Raw genomic sequence first — 16869 nt, forward strand, 5'->3', positions numbered from 1 at the left:
GGTGAATTGCGTTGGTCAGGGCCGGTTTTTGACCGTTGGTCCGCTGTCCAGGCCGCTTTTGGCGGCGTTCGCGACTATAGCAGCAATGATTAAGTGCTTCAATTCCATAAAAAATTGTTATCATCCGCGCCATGACGACGACTACCCCCCCGACTCCAGGCGTACAACTGCTTGAGGTCTCGCCGGAATATGCCGGCCAACGCATTGATAATTTCCTTCTCGCCCGACTCAAAGGCGTGCCCAAGACCTTGATTTATCGCATTTTGCGCAAGGGCGAAGTGCGCGTGAACAAAGGTCGGATCAAGCCCGAGTACAAGCTGCAGGCGGGCGATATCGTGCGCGTGCCGCCGGTTCGCGTGCCTGAGCGCGACGAACCGGTGCCACTGGCACAAGGCCTGTTGCAGCGGCTCGAGGCCTCGATTGTCTTCGAAGACAAGGCACTGATCGTGATCAACAAGCCCGCGGGCATTGCTGTTCATGGTGGCAGCGGCCTGACTTTCGGGGTGATCGAAGCCTTTCGTCAGTTGCGCCCCGATTGCAAAGAGCTCGAACTGGTTCACCGTCTCGACCGTGATACGTCCGGTCTGTTGATGATCGCCAAGAAGCGCAGCATGTTGCGCCACTTGCACACCGCATTGCGCGGTGATGGCGTCGACAAGCGCTACATGGCGCTGGTCCGCGGTAACTGGGCGAGCTCGATCAAGCAAGTCCGTGCGTCGCTGGGCAAGAGCAATCTGCGCTCCGGCGAACGCATGGTCGAGGTCGACGAGGAGGAGGGGAAGGAATCCGTGACCGTGTTCAAGGTCCTGCGCCGCTTCGGCGACTTTGCCACCCTGATCGAAGCCAAGCCGATTACCGGCCGGACTCACCAGATCCGCGTCCATACCTTGCACGCCGGGCATTGCATCGCTGGCGACACCAAGTATGGCGACGAAGGTTTCAGCAAGGAAATCCGCGATCTGGGCGGCAAGCGCCTGTTCCTGCACGCCTACATGCTGACGGTGCCGCTCCCCGATGGTGGTGAGCTGAAGCTGCAAGCGCCGGTCGACGAGATGTGGGCCAAAACCGTGGAGCGATTGAGTGCGCCCATCTGACTACAAGCTGTTGATCTTTGATTGGGACGGCACTCTGGCCGATTCCATTGGTCGGATTGTCGAGGCGATGCACGTTGCCTCGCAGCGTTCCGGTTTTGAGCTGCGCGATGATCTGGCCGTCAAGGGCATCATCGGCCTGGGCTTGCCGGAAGCGATCCGCACCCTGTACCCCGAAATCGGCGACGCCGAGCTGATCGCGTTCCGCGAGCACTATGCTGAGCATTACATCGCGTCGGAGGCTGAGCCTTCGCCGCTGTTCGAGGGTGTGGTCGAGTCGCTCGAGGCATTTCGTGCCGAGGGCTATCATCTGGCTGTGGCGACCGGCAAGGCCCGTCGCGGGCTGGATCGGGTGTTGAAGTCCCATGGCTGGGAGAATTACTTCGATATCACTCGCGCCGCCGACGAAACCGCCAGCAAGCCCCATCCGCTGATGCTCGAACAGATTCTCGCCCATTGCGAGGTCCGCCCGGAACAGGCGTTGATGGTGGGTGATTCGTCCTTTGATTTGCAGATGGCGCGCAACGCCGGCATGGGTTCGGTGGCCGTCAGTTATGGCGCTCAATCGATCGATGCGTTGAGGTTGTATGAGCCGCGACTGGCCATCGACCGTTTTTCAGAATTGCATGCCTGGCTGAATCAGCGGGCTTAACCGGTTGTTTTTTGGGTGGATGGCATGACCGACGAATGGAAGGCGCCCGCCAAGGCAAGCGCAGAGAGCGGTGACGACAAAAGCTGGAAACTGCTGGAAAAGACCCTGCTGGCCGGCATACAGGAGCAGCGCCGGTCCCGTCGCTGGGGGATATTCTTCAAGTTTCTGATTTTTGTGTATCTGTTCGGCGCCATTGTCCTGTTTTCGCCTCTGATGGATATGGAAAAGGCCGGCACCCTTAGTGCCAATTACACGGCGTTGATCGATGTGAGAGGCATGATTGCCGACAAGGAGTCGGCCAGTGCAGACAATATCGTTGGCAGCTTGCGTGCGGCCTTCGAGGACAAGAAGGTCAAGGGCGTCATCCTGCGCATCAACAGCCCGGGCGGCAGTCCAGTGCAGTCGGGTTATGTCTATGACGAGATCAAGCGTCTGCGCGGTCTGCACCCGGACATCAAGCTCTATGCGGTCATTTCCGATCTGGGGGCTTCCGGCGCTTACTACATCGCCAGTGCGGCGGATCAGATCTACGCCGACAAGGCGAGCCTGGTCGGCTCCATCGGTGTGACGGCAGCCGGTTATGGCTTTGTCGGCACCATGGAGAAGCTGGGTGTCGAACGTCGTACCTACACGTCTGGCGAGCACAAGTCGTTCCTTGATCCGTTCCAGCCACAGAAGCCGGAAGAAACCGCCTTCTGGCAGGGCGTGCTCGATACGACCCACAAGCAGTTCATCAATAGCGTCAAGCAGGGTCGTGGCGACCGCCTGAAGGACAAGGAGCATCCGGAGTTGTTCTCTGGCCTGGTCTGGTCCGGCGAGCAGGCACTGCCATTGGGGTTGATCGACGGGCTGGGTAATGCCAGTTCGGTTGCGCGGGATGTGATCGGTGAGAAAGAGCTGGTGGATTTCACCGTTCAGGAATCGCCATTCGATCGCTTTTCGAAAAAGCTCGGCGCCAGCGTTGCTGAGCATTTGGCGATGTGGATGGGTTTTAACGGTCCGTCGCTGCGCTGATTCTGATGTGACATAAAAAACCGGCCTGCGTGGCCGGTTTTCTGGTATCGGGATTCAGGGAACCTGTACGCCTTCAGCCAGCAGCATGTCGATCAGGCGAATCAGCGGCAGGCCGACCAGGCTGGTGGCGTCAGGTCCTTCGGTGCTGCGAAACAGGCTGACCCCCAGGCCTTCGGCCTTGAAGCTGCCTGCGCAGTCGTAGGGTTGTTCGGCGCGCAGGTAGCGTTCGATGCGAGGTGCGTCGAGTGTGCGCATGTGTACGGTGAACGGCACGCAATCGACCTGGCAGTGCCCTGTCTGGCTGTTGAGCAGGGCCAGGCCGGTGAGGAACGTCACGCTGGCACCGCTGGCGGCCAGCAGTTGTTCCCGGGCTTTTTCGAATGTGTGGGGTTTGCCGATAATCCGCTCTCCCAGCACGGCGACCTGGTCGGAGCCGATTATCAGATGAGCGGTATGGCTGTCGGCCAGGGCGCGCGCTTTCTCTTCGGCGAGGCGCTTGACCAGCTCGATGGCGGACTCAGCCGGGCGATGGCTTTCGTCGATATCCGGTGAGCTGCAAGTGAAAGGCAGCTGCAGGCGGGTCAGCAATTCCCGGCGATAGGCCGAGCTGGAAGCGAGTAATAAAGGCAGCATGCACAACTCCATAAGGCGTGTGCGAATTCTAGCGAGGCTTCCAAGTGACGGACAGGGCTGAATTTCCTTTGACATGGGCGGGTGCATCCCTATAATGCTGCGCCTATGTTGAATGACCCGATTCCACCTCACGTTGACCCGCGCAAATTGGCTGATCGTGGCACCACCCTTCAAGGTGAAATGCTGCTGGCCGATTTGGAGAGACTCTGCGACCCGCTTTCCGACAATGTCGGTACGGTGCAGGCTAAATTCGTTTTTGAACGAGATGAACGTAAATCTGTGGTCATCCACAGCTTTATCGACACTGAAGTCAAAATGGTTTGCCAGCGTTGTCTTGAGCTGGTCACCCTGCCGATCCATAGCGAATGCAGTTACGCTGTGGTGAAGGAGGGTGCGAATACCCAGTCGTTGCCGAAAGGTTATGACGTGCTGGAACTGGGCGAAGATCCTTTGGATCTGCAGTCACTGATCGAGGAGGAGCTTCTGCTCGCCTTGCCCATTGTGCCTGCTCATCATCCGGAAGAATGCCAGCAGCCGGCGGGAGCAGATGAGCCCGAACCGAGCGAGGACGAGGTAACGCGGTCCAACCCGTTCAGTGTATTGGCGCAGTTAAAGCGTGACCCAAACGTTTAGGAGTTAATCAATTATGGCTGTTCAGCAGAACAAAAAATCCCGCTCTGCCCGTGACATGCGCCGTTCGCACGACGCTCTCGAGGCTAGCACCCTGTCTGTAGAAAAAACCACCGGTGAAGTTCACCTGCGTCACCACGTATCGCCAGAAGGCGTATACCGTGGTCGTAAAGTGATCGACAAGGGCGCTGACGAGTAATCACTTGTCCGCTCAAGTCATCGCGATTGACGCAATGGGCGGGGACTTCGGTCCCCGCAGCATTGTCCAGGCCAGCCTTGCTTGCCTGTCTGCCACACCCTCGCTGCACCTGACCCTCGTCGGTCAACCCTCCCTTCTTGAAGAGCTGATCGCTGGCCATCCGGCTGTGGATCGCGCGCGCCTGTCGATAATGCCAGCGTCCGAAGTCATCACCATGGACGAAAAGCCTGCCCAGGCCTTGCGCGGCAAACCCGACTCGTCGATGCGCGTGGCGCTTGAGTTGTTGCGTGACGGCAAGGTCCAGGCTTGTGTCAGTGCCGGTAATACCGGTGCGCTGATGGCGTTGTCGCGGTTCGTGCTCAAGACCTTGCCCGGCATTGATCGTCCGGCCATGGTGGCGGCGATTCCGACACAAAAGGGTTATTGCCAGTTGCTCGACCTGGGCGCCAACGTCGATTGCAGTGCCGAGCATCTGTTGCAGTTTGCGGTCATGGGCTCGGTTGCGGCCGAGACCCTGGGCATAGCGCGTCCTCGGGTGGCGTTGCTGAACATCGGCACCGAAGACATCAAGGGCAATCAACAGGTCAAGCTGGCCGCGACTTTGTTGCAAGGCGCCCGTGGCATCAATTACATCGGCTTTATCGAGGGCGACGGTTTGTACCGTGGCGAAGCGGATGTGGTGGTGTGTGACGGTTTTGTCGGCAACATCCTGCTCAAATCCAGCGAAGGTCTGGCGACCATGATTGCCGGGCGCATCGAAGCGTTGTTCAGGAAGAGCGTGGCCTCTCGCGTGGTCGGTGCGCTTGCACTACCGTTGATGAAGCGCCTGCAGGCCGATCTGGCACCTGCCCGGCACAACGGTGCGAGCTTTCTCGGCTTGCAGGGCATTGTGGTGAAAAGCCACGGTTCTGCCGGGGTTCAGGGGTTTCAGAGTGCCATTCAGCGCGCCTTGATCGAGATTCAGGAGAATCTTCCCGAGCGCCTGCACGGTCGTCTGGAGGATTTGTTGCTTTAGGCGTTTTCGTCGGACAATGCTTAAATGTGACCGCTTGGTTCGATGGGCCATCCAACTGTCAGTTTCTTGCGTCCCCAAAGCGGGGCGCCAACTCTCCGACGACAAGATCATTAGGGGCTTGTTACATGTCTGCTTCCCTCGCATTCGTCTTTCCAGGACAGGGTTCGCAGTCCCTCGGCATGCTGGCCGAGCTGGGCGCGCAACATCCGGTTGTCCTTGAAACATTCAAAGAAGCTTCCGATGCACTGGGTTACGACCTGTGGGCACTGACCCAGCAAGGGCCGGAAGAGCAACTCAATCAAACCGATAAAACCCAGCCAGCCATTCTGACCGCCTCTATCGCCCTGTGGCGTTTGTGGCTGGCCGAAGGTGGTGCGCGCCCGGCTTACGTTGCCGGGCACAGCCTGGGTGAATACAGCGCGCTGGTCGCGGCAGGCAGTCTGAGCCTGGGCGATGCGGTGAAGCTCGTCGAGCGTCGTGGCCAGCTGATGCAGGAAGCCGTTCCGGCCGGGCAGGGCGGCATGGCCGCCATCCTGGGTCTGGACGATGCCGACGTACTGGCAGCCTGTGCCGAAGCGGCGCAAGGCGAAGTGGTCAGCGCGGTCAATTTCAACTCGCCGGGCCAGGTGGTCATCGCCGGTGCCAAGGCTGCCGTCGAGCGCGCCATCGAAGGCTGCAAGGCACGTGGTGCCAAGCGCGCCATGCCGTTGCCGGTCAGCGTGCCGTCGCACTGCGAGCTGATGCGCCCGGCTGCCGAGCGTTTTGCAGAATCGATCGCGGCGATCGACTGGCAGGCACCGCAGATTCCAGTGGTGCAGAACGTCAGTGCCCAGGTGCCGGCCGATCTGGAAACCCTCAAGCGCGATCTGCTCGAGCAACTGTACAAGCCAGTACGCTGGGTTGAATCGGTCCAGGCACTGGCCGCCAAGGGCGCGACCAACCTGGTCGAGTGTGGCCCGGGTAAAGTGCTGGCCGGTCTGAACAAGCGTTGCGCCGAAGGCGTGTCGACATCCAACCTCAATACCCCAGACGCTTTCGCTGCCGCCCGTGCAGCGTTGGCCTGAATCAGGAGAAGCTTGCATGAGTCTGCAAGGTAAAGTTGCACTGGTCACCGGTGCAAGCCGTGGCATCGGCCAGGCTATCGCCCTGGAACTGGGTCGTCAGGGCGCCATCGTTGTTGGTACCGCGACCTCCGCGTCGGGTGCTGAGCGCATTGCCGCGACCCTGAAGGAAAACGGTATTCAGGGCACTGGCCTGGAACTCAATGTCACCAGCGACGAGTCCGTGGCAAGTGTTCTGGCGAGCATTCAGGAGCAGTTCGGTGCGCCGGCGATTCTGGTCAATAATGCCGGTATCACCCGCGATAACCTGATGATGCGCATGAAAGACGACGAGTGGCACGACGTTGTCGATACCAATCTGAACAGTCTGTTCCGCCTGTCCAAGGGCGTTTTGCGCGGCATGACCAAAGCTCGTTGGGGCCGAATTATCAGTATTGGCTCGGTTGTGGGTGCCATGGGCAACGCAGGCCAAGTAAACTACGCTGCCGCCAAGGCCGGTCTGGAAGGTTTCAGCCGTGCTCTGGCGCGCGAAGTCGGTTCGCGTTCGATTACGGTAAACTCGGTGGCTCCTGGGTTCATCGATACCGATATGACCCGTGAACTGCCCGAGGCACAGCGTGAAGCCTTGCAGTCGCAGATTCCGCTGGGTCGTCTGGGGCAGGCTCAAGAGATCGCGTCCGTGGTCGCTTTTCTTGCGTCGGACGGTGCGGCTTACGTTACCGGAGCTACAATCCCGGTGAACGGCGGGATGTACATGTAATTCAAATGTGACGGATTGCTTCAAAAAAATGTCATACGAGCTGTCTAAAATCCGTTATAAAGCTGCAATCTATTTATAGGCAGAGGGTCACCGGGTTCGAGGAGTGAAGCTTTCAGTTGAAAAGCTGAAAAGCCTTTCTATACACTTACCCACTGGCCAGCTGCCTGAATTTGTCCATTAGGAGTGAAAACAAGGTATGAGCACCATCGAAGAGCGCGTCAAGAAAATCGTTGCTGAGCAACTGGGCGTTAAAGAAGAAGAAGTGGTCAACACTGCTTCCTTCGTTGAAGACCTGGGTGCCGACTCCCTTGACACCGTTGAGCTGGTGATGGCTCTGGAAGAGGAATTCGAGACCGAAATCCCTGACGAAGAAGCCGAGAAGATCACTACTGTACAAGCTGCAATCGACTACGTTACTAGCCACCAGGCGTAATAGTTTGTAATCGTTGCTCGCTGTCATGGAAAAACCGCACTGCCATCATGGCGTGCGGTTTTTTCTTTAGGCCTGATGCAAAGTCGTCATTTGAAAAAAGGAGAGTGCTGTGTCGCGTAGACGCGTCGTAGTCACCGGTATGGGTATGTTGTCGCCACTGGGCACGGATGTGCCGAGCAGCTGGCAGGGCATTCTGGCTGGCCGCAGTGGCATTGGTCTGATCGAACACGCCGACCTTTCTGCCTATTCCACCCGTTTTGGCGGCTCGGTAAAGGACTTCAATGTCGAGGAATACCTGTCGGTCAAGGAAGCCCGCAAGCTCGACCTGTTCATTCAATACGGTCTGGCCGCAGGTTTTCAGGCGGTACGCAATGCCGGTCTGGAAGTCACTGACGCCAACCGTGAGCGTATCGGCGTGGCCATGGGCTCGGGTATTGGCGGTCTGACCAATATCGAAGAAACCGCCCGCACGCTGCACGAGACCGGCCCACGACGGATCTCTCCGTTCTTCGTGCCAGGCTCGATCATCAATATGATTTCCGGTTTCCTGTCCATCCACCTCGGTGCACAGGGACCCAACTACGCCATCGCCACGGCCTGTACCACCGGTACACACTGCATTGGCATGGCTGCCCGCAACATCATGTACGACGAAGCTGACGTGATGATTGCCGGCGGCGCCGAGATGGCGGCCTGCGGTCTGGGCATGGGCGGCTTCGGCGCTTCCCGCGCGCTGTCGACCCGCAACGACGAGCCGACCCGCGCCAGCCGTCCATGGGACAAGGGCCGCGATGGCTTCGTATTGTCCAATGGTGCCGGTGCGCTGGTACTGGAAGAACTCGAGCACGCCAAGGCGCGTGGCGCGACCATCTACGCCGAGCTGATCGGCTTCGGCACCAGTGGCGATGCCTACCACATGACCTCGCCGCCAGCCGATGGTGCGGGTGCTGCGCGCTGCATCACCAATGCGCTGCGCGATGCCAAAATCAATGGCGATCAAGTGCAGTACATCAACGCCCACGGCACCTCGACTCCTGCAGGCGACTTGGCCGAAGTCAATGCGATCAAGTCAGTATTCGGCGAGCACGCCTACAAGCTGGCCGTCAGTTCCACCAAGTCCATGACCGGTCACCTGCTGGGTGCGGCGGGCGCGGTCGAGGCGATCTTCAGCGTGCTGGCAATCAACAGCCAGGTAGCGCCGCCGACCATCAACCTCGATGAGCCGGACGAAGGCTGCGATCTCGATTTTGTGCCGCACACGGCGCGCAACATGGATATCGATGTGGTCGTTTCCAACTCCTTCGGTTTTGGCGGCACCAACGGTTCGCTGGTGTTCCGTCGGTTCGCAGGCTGATGGACAGCTGGGTCGACGGTCAGCCGGCTGACGCTTTGTCGCTGAAGGATCGCGGCCTGGCTTATGGCGATGGTCTGTTCGAGACCATCGCCGTGCGCAGCGGTCAGCCCGTGTTGCTGGACCGGCATCTGTCGCGCCTGGCGGATGGCTGTTCGCGCCTGGCGATAACAGCCGAGCAGGAGCTGATCCGCAGCGAACTGCTGGCCTACGCCGCGGCACTGGGTGACGGGGTGCTCAAGCTCATTCTCACCCGTGGCGACGGTCTGCGCGGTTATGCCCCCGATCCTTCGGCCCAGGCCCGACGCATTGTGCAAGGCAGTCCACCTGTGGCTTACCCTGCCGCGCATGGTGAGCGGGGTGTTCGTTTGTTTCCCTGCGCCACGCGATTGTCCAGGCAGCCATTACTGGCCGGCCTCAAGCACCTCAATCGTCTTGAGCAAGTCCTCGCCCGTGCCGAATGGCAGGACACCGAGCATGCCGAAGGCTTGATGCTCGATCAGGCCGGGCGCGTAATTGAGGGTGTGTTCAGCAACTTGTTCCTGGTGCGTGATGGCGTGCTCATCACAGCGGACCTCAAGCGCTGCGGCGTGGCAGGCGTGATGCGCGCAGAAATATTGTTTCAGGCCAAGTCGCTGGGAATCCCCACGCAAATCACCGATATCCCCCTCGAACAGCTGCAATGGGCTGACGAAGTCTTTGTCTGCAACAGCGTGTATGGTGTCTGGCCGGTGCGCGCCTATGCTGCTCTTCACTGGCCGGTTGGGCCGCTCACCCGTAAACTCCAAACCATTGCCCGTGTGCTACTGGATGCTTGATACGTGAGACGTAAACTCTTGCTGCTGCTGGAAACCGGAGTGGTTCTGGCGGGGCTGCTGATGGGTGCTTCAGCCTGGAAGATTCATTCGGCGCTGGTACAGCCGCTGAACATTACCCAGGAACAATTGCTGGATGTGCCCAAGGGCACCACGCCGACCCGCACCCTCTACCGACTCGAAGCCAACGGCGTCATCAAGGACGCATTCTGGCTGCGGGTGTATTGGCGCTTCAACCTCGCCAGACAACCCCTGCACAGCGGTGAATACCGCATTCAGCCCGGCATGACCGTCGAAGGCCTGATCGACCTGTGGAAACGCGGGGAAATGGTTCAGTACAGCCTGACCCTGGTCGAAGGCTGGAGTTTCCGTCAGGTCCGCGCAGCGCTGGCCAGGGAAGAGAAGCTCGAACATAGCCTCGACGGTTTGAGCGATAGCCAGGTCATGGACAAGCTCGGCCACACCGGGATTTTTCCGGAAGGGCGCTTCTTCCCTGACACCTATCGTTACGTGCGGGGCATGTCCGATGTCGAGGTGCTGAAAACCGCTTACGACCGCCTCGATGAAGTGCTCGCCAAGGAGTGGGAGAAGCGCGCTGCAGATACACCGTACACCGAACCCTACCAGGCGCTGATCATGGCTTCGCTGGTGGAAAAGGAAACCGGCGTACCGCAGGAGCGCGGGCAGATTGCCGGCGTGTTTGTGCGGCGCATGGCGATGGGCATGCTGCTGCAGACCGACCCGACGGTGATCTACGGCCTCGGCGACCGCTACAGCGGCAAGCTGACCCGGGCTCACCTCAGGGAATCGACGCCGTATAACACTTACATGAATGCGGGATTGCCGCCGACGCCGATTTCGATGGTCGGTCGCGAAGCCATCCATGCGGCACTCAATCCGGTGGACGGCAACAGCCTTTACTTCGTGGCGCGTGGCGATGGCACCCATGTGTTCTCCGACGACCTGGATGCCCACAACAATGCCGTGAAGGAGTTCCAGATCAAGCGCCGCGCCGATTACCGCTCCAGCCCGGCTCCCGCTACTACGCCCGAGATGCCGCCAATCCAGGCTGAGCAAAACGGTATGCAGGAGGCCAGGTCTTCGCAGGAGCAGGCGCCGATCCCGGCCGCTTCACCGAACACGGCTCCCGAGGGGCTGCCGCAAGTACCGGCGCAAGATCCTGCGCCAGCCCCTGAAACGCCCGAACCCGATGCAAGCGCACCGAAAAGCCCGCAATGACTCTGATTAAGGACTGCCTGTGACTGGCTTGTTTATTACTCTGGAAGGCCCGGAAGGCGCCGGCAAGAGCACCAATCGCGAATACCTGGCCGAGCGCCTGCGCGCCGCCGGCATCGAGGTGGTGCTGACCCGCGAGCCGGGTGGCACGCCGTTGGCCGAGCGCATTCGTGAAGTGCTGCTGGCCCCGGTCGATGAAGTCATGAACCCGGATACCGAGTTGCTGTTGGTGTTCGCGGCGCGTGCCCAGCATCTGGCCGAGGTGATTCGCCCGGCGCTGGCCCGCGGTGCCGTGGTCTTGTGTGATCGTTTTACCGACTCGACATACGCCTATCAAGGCGGCGGTCGCGGCTTGTCGCTGGAGCGCATCGCGACCCTGGAAACCTTCGTCCAGGGCGATCTGCGCCCGGATCTCACGCTGATTTTCGATCTGCCTGTCGAGGTCGGCCTGGCCCGCGCCAGCGCTCGTGGTCGTCTGGATCGCTTCGAGCTCGAAGGCCGGACCTTTTTCGATGCCGTACGCAGTGCCTTCCTCAAGCGGGCCAAGGCGGATCCGGCGCGTTATGTGCTGGTCGATGCTGCCCAGCCGTTGGCACAGGTTCAGCAATCGCTGGATGCCTTGCTGCCGCGCCTGCTGGAGTTGAGCCGTGGCTGAGGCCTATCCGTGGCAGGAAAACCTCTGGCAGCAACTGGCCGGTCGCACCCAGCATGCGCACGCCTACCTGCTGCATGGCCCTGCCGGAATCGGCAAGCGGGCACTGGCCGAGCGCTTGATGGCCAGCTTGCTGTGCCAGCGCCCGAACGCGCTGCAAGCCTGCGGCGAATGCAAATCCTGCCTGCTGCTCAGGGCTGGCAGCCATCCGGATAACTACATCCTGGAGCCGGAAGAAGCCGACAAGGCGATCAAGGTCGACCAGGTTCGCGACCTGGTCGGTTTCGTGGTGCAGACCGCACAGTTGGGCGGGCGCAAAGTGGTGCTGATCGAGCCGGCCGAGTCGATGAACATCAACGCCGCCAACGCCTTGCTCAAAAGCCTTGAAGAACCGTCCGGCGATACCGTTCTGTTGCTGGTCAGCCATCAGCCGAGCCGCTTGTTGCCAACCATCAAGAGTCGCTGCGTGCAGCAGGCCTGTCCGCTGCCGGGCGAGGCCATGAGCTTGAAGTGGTTGGCCCAGGCGTTGCCGGAATCCTCCGAAGATGAGCGCGTCGAACTGCTGACGCTGGCCGCCGGTTCGCCGCTGGCGGCGGTCAATCTCCAGGCCCAGGGCGTACGTGAACAGCGCGCGCAAGTGGTGGAAGGGGTGAAAAAACTCCTCAAGCAACAGCAGTCGCCGACGCAACTGGCCGAAGAATGGAAAAACATTCCGATGTTGCGCCTGTTCGATTGGTTCTGCGATTGGTCGAGCCTGATCCTGCGCTATCAATTGACTCAGGATGAAGCCGGCCTTGGCCTGACCGACATGCGCAAGGTCGTGCAATACCTGGCGCAGAAAAGCGCCCAGGGCAAAGTCCTCGATATTCAGGACTGGATCCTCGCCCAGCGGCAGAAAGTCCTGAGCAAGGCCAACCTCAACCCGGCCTTGTTGCTGGAAGCATTGCTGGTGCAATGGGTGTCGTTGCCTGCCCAACGATGACTGTCTGCGCCTAGACTCTGAGTATCAGAACATCGACCGTCCCACCCATACAAGTTGCAGCCCTTTATGCTCGTAGATTCCCATTGTCACCTTGATCGTCTTGACCTGACCGCCCACGAGGGCTCCCTGGATGCTGCCCTGGAAGCTGCCCGGCAGCGTGGGGTCGGGCACTTTCTGTGTATCGGTGTCAGCGCGGACAACGCGGCCGACGTCAAGGCCCTGGCCGAACGTTATGACGATGTCGACTGCTCGGTAGGCGTGCACCCTCTGGATGTGCAGCCGGGGGCCGCGCCGGCGCTGGACTGGCTGTTGCAGGAGCTCAATCACCCGCGGGTGGTGGCGATTGGCGAAACCGGCCTCGATTACCACTACGAGCCGGAAGCGGCAGAGTTGCAGCAGGAATCGTTCCGCCTGCACCTGCAAGCGGCGCAGCAGACCGGCAAACCGGTAATCATCCATACCCGTGGCGCCCGCACCGATACCCTGGACTTGCTGCGGGACGCGGCGCTGCCCCAGGCAGGCGTGTTGCATTGCTTCACCGAAGACTGGGAGATGGCGAAGGCCGCGCTGGACATGGGCTATTACATTTCCCTGTCCGGGATTGTCACTTTTCGCAATGCCGACGCATTGCGTGATGTGGCCAGCAAGGTGCCGGCCGACCGTTTGCTGGTGGAAACCGACTCGCCGTACCTGGCACCGATTCCCTATCGCGGCAAACCAAACCTGCCGCAGTACGTGCGTGAAGTTGCGGAATTTCTGTCAATGTTGCGCGGTGAGCCCTACGAGCGGTTTGCCGAGCAAACCACGGCGAATTTCAAGCGACTGTTCCCGCTGGCACACGTAAAAGGTTAAATCGCAGGCAAAAAAAACCCGGGTTCTGGGGGGTGAATCCGGGTTAAGACCATTAGGAGTAAAACAATGGCACGCGGTCCGTTGGTACCAATATCGGCGTGACACTTGGGGGAGATGCCCCGCCGACAGTTCAAGTATTGATCAGGATTGCGCCTCGTCCAGTTTACCGGTCCGGGTTTTTAAACAAATTTGGAATACGTGCGCTTCGGAAGAGTTCTCATCACCCTGTAAACGTACGCGGAATGACCAGAAAGCGCAGATATGGTCGGATGATCCGTGCATTTTTGCGTAAGTTAGGCATAATACGCGGCTTCGAATTTTGACCCCGACAGACCTTTTCTTATGCATAAAGAACCTCGTAAGGTCCGTGAATTCCGTCGCCGCGAGCAGGAAATTCTCGATACCGCGCTCAAGCTGTTCCTCGAACAAGGTGAAGACAGTGTCACCGTCGAGATGATTGCTGATGCCGTCGGTATCGGCAAAGGCACGATCTACAAGCACTTCAAATCCAAGGCGGAAATCTATCTGCGCCTGATGCTCGACTACGAGCGCGATTTGAACGCTCTGCTGCATTCGGCCGATGTCGACAAGGACAAGGAAGCCCTGTCCCGGGCCTACTTCGAATTCCGCATGCGCGATCCCCAACGCTATCGCCTGTTCGACCGCCTCGAAGAGAAAGTGGTCAAGGGCAACCAGGTGCCGGAGATGATCGAGGAACTGCACAAGATCCGTGCCTCGAACTTCGAACGCCTGACCTTGCTGATCAAGGGCCGGATCAGCGAAGGCAAGCTGGAAGACGTGCCACCTTACTTCCACTACTGCGCGTCCTGGGCGCTGGTGCACGGTGCCGTCGCGCTGTATCACTCGCCGTTCTGGAGCAATGTGCTGGAAGATCAGGAAGGTTTCTTCCAGTTCCTGATGGACATCGGCGTGCGCATGGGCAACAAGCGCAAGCGTGACACCGACACTTCCGGCAGCTGAGCCATTCAGTTGCCTTATTGCGCCATGATTTCGCTACATGGCGCAGTAGCGCAGGAATATACTCAGGTAGAGGACTTGCTAAAACTTGATTTCTGAGTCAAGTTTTAGCGGCCCGATATTCTTCCGCCGGAGTGACCATGATCGTTGATCGTCAAGGCAGGCGTTTTCGCAACTTGCGAATCAGTCTGACCTCTGCCTGCAATTACGCCTGTACCTACTGCGTGCCCAACGGCAAGCGGCTGGTGGCTGCGCAGGATGAATTGTCGGCCGAAGCCATGGCGCGCGGCGTGGCTTATCTGATTGAAGCGGCGGGCATCGAGCGTCTGCGCATTACCGGCGGCGAGCCGCTGGTCAGCCCGAAACTCGAGGCGTTCATGACGGCGGTCGGGCAGATGGGCCTGGAAGACATCAGCCTGACCACCAATGGCCAGTTGCTGGCGAAGAAACTGCCGCTGCTGGTGAACGCCGGTATCCGGCGCCTCAACGTCTCCCTCGATACTCTCGACGCCAGTGCGTTCCGCAGTATTGCCCGGGGCGGCGACCTGGCCACCGTGCTCGACGGCATGAGTGAGGCCAGTGCGGCCGGCATGAAGATCAAGGTCAACATGGTGCCGCTGCGCGGACAGAACCTCGATCAAGTGATGCCGCTGCTCGACTACTGCCTGGAGCGCGGTTATGAACTGCGCTTCATCGAACTGATGCGCATGGGCCACCTGGCCAACGATTCCAATGCCTTTCTGCAGCAGTTCGTCAGTCTCCAGCAATTGCTGAGCCTGATCGGCGAACGCTACGAATACCTGCAAGCCGATGCCCCGGTCGATGCGACGGCCGTTCGATATGAAATTCCCGGCCAGGGTTATTTCGGCGTGATCGCCAACGAGAGCGTGCCTTTCTGCCGTACCTGTTCGCGACTTCGTTTGTCTTCCACCGGGTGGCTGCATGGCTGCCTGTCGTCGAGCAATCGCCATTACATCGGTGACCTGCTGGACAAGCCACGCCATCAGGCCCTGCCGGCCCTGCAGCGGCTGCTGGTGAAAGCCTTGGGTGACAAGCAGGAAGTGGCGTTCTCTGGCGGCGCGACTGTCATGAAGATTATCGGCGGCTGATCTTCCGCAATCGCGAGCAAGCTCGCTCCCACGGGTGATATGCAATCCCCTGTGGGAGCGAGCTTGCTCGCGATTCGGTCTGTCAGATGCTGATGCTAATGAGCTGGCGCGGAAGCTGCATCCTACGGCCATTCGCCGGTTTTCCGACACCGGCCTCTGGAGGATAGGATGCGTAGCCTGGTTTTGCTGCTGGCCGTTTTGGCACTTGGTGGCTGCATGAACGTCAGCGATATGGCCGAAGGGACTCGTTACCATATGAGCGATGCGGGGCTGCTCGATCACAGTGACAGCCGTCGCGTAAACAACCTGCGCATTCAGCCGGACTCGTTCGTCTACATCGCCCAGGGCGCTTTCATGCCGCCGGGCAGCGCCGTTTATCCGCGGCCCAACGTGATTGCCGAAGTCGCGTTCGACGGCTTTGTCGAATATTTCCCGATGGTCCGCCGTGCCCGTACGCCGGAAGGCCTCGACCAGGCCATGGGCGAAGCCCGTGCGGCCGGTGCGCACTATCTGCTCTACACCCGGTTTGCCAAGTCTGACGACCGTATCGGCAACTCGGACGAGTGGCTGGACCAGGAAGCCCTGGATCGTCTCGGCATCGACAGCGGTATGATTCAGATCATGTTGATCGAGACCAGCACCCAGTATTTGATTGATACTGCAACCATCAAGAGTCGTGGCGGTTTACTGACGTTCCACGATAAAAAACCCGAAGACCTGATGGGCCCGCCGCTGGAACAATACGCGCGCAGCCTGCTGGGGCTCAGCGACCAGTAATTTCAAGGAGAACGCCATGAGTGGCCCGCAAAAAGCCAACGACTTGCTGGGGCAAATCCCCAAGACCAAAGGCTTGCCGCCGGTGCACCTGTGGAATCCCGATTTCTGCGGCGACATCGACATGCGCATCGCCCGGGACGGCACCTGGTATTACCTGGGCACGCCGATCGGGCGCAAGCCGATGGTCAAACTGTTCTCCACTATCATTCGCCGCGACGGCGATGATTATTTCCTGATCACACCGGTGGAAAAGGTCGGGATCAAGGTCGACGATGCGCCGTTCGTGGCGATTGCGGTGGACGTGGAAGGCGAGGGCGAGGCGCAGGTGTTGCGCTTTACCACCAACGTCGATGAAACCACCGAGGCCGGCGCCGAGCACCTCCTGCGTGTGGTCATCGACCCGGTAACGCAAGAGCCTGCCCCTTACGTGCATGTGCGCAGCAATCTTGAAGCGTTGATCCATCGCAACGTGTTCTATCAATTGGTGGAGCTGGCGGTGAGTCGCGAGATCGACGGCCAGCGCTGGCTCGGTGTATGGAGTGGCGGCGAGTTCTTCCCCATCGGTCTCGAACCCTGACCCATAACCCTGTGGGAGCGAGCTTGCTCGCGATGAGGGCATAACATTCAAC

20 protein-coding genes are annotated in these 16869 nt (G+C 59.7%); 19 read left to right on the plus strand and 1 reads right to left on the minus strand.

Features of this window, described 5'->3' with window-relative positions; translation table 11 throughout:
• Positions 1 to 131 precede the first annotated feature (131 nt).
• The 3 genes from rluC to AC1RS8_RS15330 are packed head-to-tail and all read left to right on the plus strand — an operon-like array spanning position 132 to position 2757.
• The gene (rluC, locus tag AC1RS8_RS15320) at positions 132 to 1094 is read left to right on the plus strand and encodes a 23S rRNA pseudouridine(955/2504/2580) synthase RluC (protein WP_007977058.1); all 963 of its coding nucleotides are present in this window, start codon (positions 132 to 134) and stop codon (positions 1092 to 1094) included.
• Positions 1081 to 1743, plus strand: a complete 663-nt coding sequence (locus AC1RS8_RS15325; RefSeq protein WP_057713711.1) for an HAD-IA family hydrolase — start codon at positions 1081 to 1083, stop codon at positions 1741 to 1743. Before rluC ends, AC1RS8_RS15325 begins: the two co-directional genes overlap by 14 nt.
• 24 nt (positions 1744 to 1767) lie before the next feature.
• On the plus strand, positions 1768 to 2757 hold the full coding sequence (locus AC1RS8_RS15330; RefSeq protein ID WP_057713712.1) for a S49 family peptidase: 990 nt from the start codon (positions 1768 to 1770) through the stop codon (positions 2755 to 2757).
• 54 nt (positions 2758 to 2811) lie between these two features.
• Here AC1RS8_RS15330 and AC1RS8_RS15335 read toward each other — a convergent pair whose 3' ends face one another.
• A complete protein-coding gene (locus tag AC1RS8_RS15335) occupies positions 2812 to 3390 on the minus strand; it encodes a Maf family protein (protein WP_489339059.1) in 579 nt (192 codons plus the stop codon).
• Positions 3391 to 3495: 105 nt separating this feature from the next.
• Between AC1RS8_RS15335 and AC1RS8_RS15340 the strand changes: the two genes are divergently transcribed.
• From AC1RS8_RS15340 to AC1RS8_RS15415, 16 genes are all read left to right on the plus strand, one after another.
• On the plus strand, positions 3496 to 4023 hold the full coding sequence (locus AC1RS8_RS15340; RefSeq protein ID WP_007942001.1) for a YceD family protein: 528 nt from the start codon (positions 3496 to 3498) through the stop codon (positions 4021 to 4023).
• Positions 4024 to 4036: 13 nt separating this feature from the next.
• The gene (gene rpmF, locus AC1RS8_RS15345) at positions 4037 to 4219 is read left to right on the plus strand and encodes a 50S ribosomal protein L32 (RefSeq protein WP_003179396.1); all 183 of its coding nucleotides are present in this window, start codon (positions 4037 to 4039) and stop codon (positions 4217 to 4219) included.
• A 4-nt stretch (positions 4220 to 4223) separates the two neighbouring features.
• Positions 4224 to 5234 (plus strand): phosphate acyltransferase PlsX, encoded by a 1011-nt coding sequence (gene plsX / locus AC1RS8_RS15350; protein WP_079246722.1) that lies wholly within the window; start codon positions 4224 to 4226, stop codon positions 5232 to 5234.
• A 125-nt stretch (positions 5235 to 5359) separates the two neighbouring features.
• Entirely contained in the window at positions 5360 to 6298 is a 939-nt protein-coding gene (fabD, locus tag AC1RS8_RS15355) for an ACP S-malonyltransferase (RefSeq protein ID WP_008050436.1), read from the plus strand.
• A 16-nt stretch (positions 6299 to 6314) separates the two neighbouring features.
• Positions 6315 to 7055 carry a 3-oxoacyl-ACP reductase FabG gene (gene fabG / locus AC1RS8_RS15360; RefSeq protein WP_090457205.1) on the plus strand — a complete coding sequence of 247 codons (741 nt, stop codon included), beginning with the start codon at positions 6315 to 6317 and terminating at the stop codon, positions 7053 to 7055.
• 196 nt (positions 7056 to 7251) lie between these two features.
• Entirely contained in the window at positions 7252 to 7488 is a 237-nt protein-coding gene (gene acpP / locus AC1RS8_RS15365) for an acyl carrier protein (RefSeq protein ID WP_003175607.1), read from the plus strand.
• A 109-nt stretch (positions 7489 to 7597) separates the two neighbouring features.
• On the plus strand, positions 7598 to 8842 hold the full coding sequence (gene fabF, locus AC1RS8_RS15370) for a beta-ketoacyl-ACP synthase II (protein ID WP_095056620.1): 1245 nt from the start codon (positions 7598 to 7600) through the stop codon (positions 8840 to 8842).
• Positions 8842 to 9657 (plus strand): aminodeoxychorismate lyase, encoded by an 816-nt coding sequence (gene pabC / locus AC1RS8_RS15375; RefSeq protein WP_223532478.1) that lies wholly within the window; start codon positions 8842 to 8844, stop codon positions 9655 to 9657. Before fabF ends, pabC begins: the two co-directional genes overlap by 1 nt.
• Positions 9658 to 9660: 3 nt before the next feature.
• Positions 9661 to 10893: an endolytic transglycosylase MltG gene (gene mltG / locus AC1RS8_RS15380; protein WP_489339057.1), complete on the plus strand. Its 1233-nt coding sequence runs from the start codon at positions 9661 to 9663 to the stop codon at positions 10891 to 10893.
• A gap of 19 nt (positions 10894 to 10912) precedes the next feature.
• Positions 10913 to 11545, plus strand: a complete 633-nt coding sequence (gene tmk, locus AC1RS8_RS15385; RefSeq protein WP_057713719.1) for a dTMP kinase — start codon at positions 10913 to 10915, stop codon at positions 11543 to 11545.
• Complete coding sequence (locus AC1RS8_RS15390; RefSeq protein WP_489339056.1) at positions 11538 to 12524, plus strand: DNA polymerase III subunit delta'; 987 nt, start codon at positions 11538 to 11540, stop codon at positions 12522 to 12524. The genes tmk and AC1RS8_RS15390 overlap by 8 nt, the downstream gene beginning before the upstream one ends.
• Before the next feature lie 66 nt (positions 12525 to 12590).
• Positions 12591 to 13376: a TatD family hydrolase gene (locus AC1RS8_RS15395; protein ID WP_057713721.1), complete on the plus strand. Its 786-nt coding sequence runs from the start codon at positions 12591 to 12593 to the stop codon at positions 13374 to 13376.
• Between the two features lie 342 nt (positions 13377 to 13718).
• Positions 13719 to 14357, plus strand: coding sequence for a TetR/AcrR family transcriptional regulator (locus AC1RS8_RS15400; protein WP_007977040.1), 639 nt, complete (start codon positions 13719 to 13721; stop codon positions 14355 to 14357).
• A 137-nt stretch (positions 14358 to 14494) separates the two neighbouring features.
• Positions 14495 to 15463: a GTP 3',8-cyclase MoaA gene (locus AC1RS8_RS15405; RefSeq protein ID WP_090457196.1), complete on the plus strand. Its 969-nt coding sequence runs from the start codon at positions 14495 to 14497 to the stop codon at positions 15461 to 15463.
• A 168-nt stretch (positions 15464 to 15631) separates the two neighbouring features.
• Complete coding sequence (locus tag AC1RS8_RS15410; RefSeq protein WP_057713723.1) at positions 15632 to 16240, plus strand: DUF4823 domain-containing protein; 609 nt, start codon at positions 15632 to 15634, stop codon at positions 16238 to 16240.
• Between the two features lie 16 nt (positions 16241 to 16256).
• Entirely contained in the window at positions 16257 to 16817 is a 561-nt protein-coding gene (locus tag AC1RS8_RS15415) for a DUF1285 domain-containing protein (protein ID WP_090457194.1), read from the plus strand.
• The last annotated feature ends 52 nt before the right edge of the window (positions 16818 to 16869 follow it).

Source organism: Pseudomonas sp. GW821-FHT12A04, assembly GCF_058807755.1.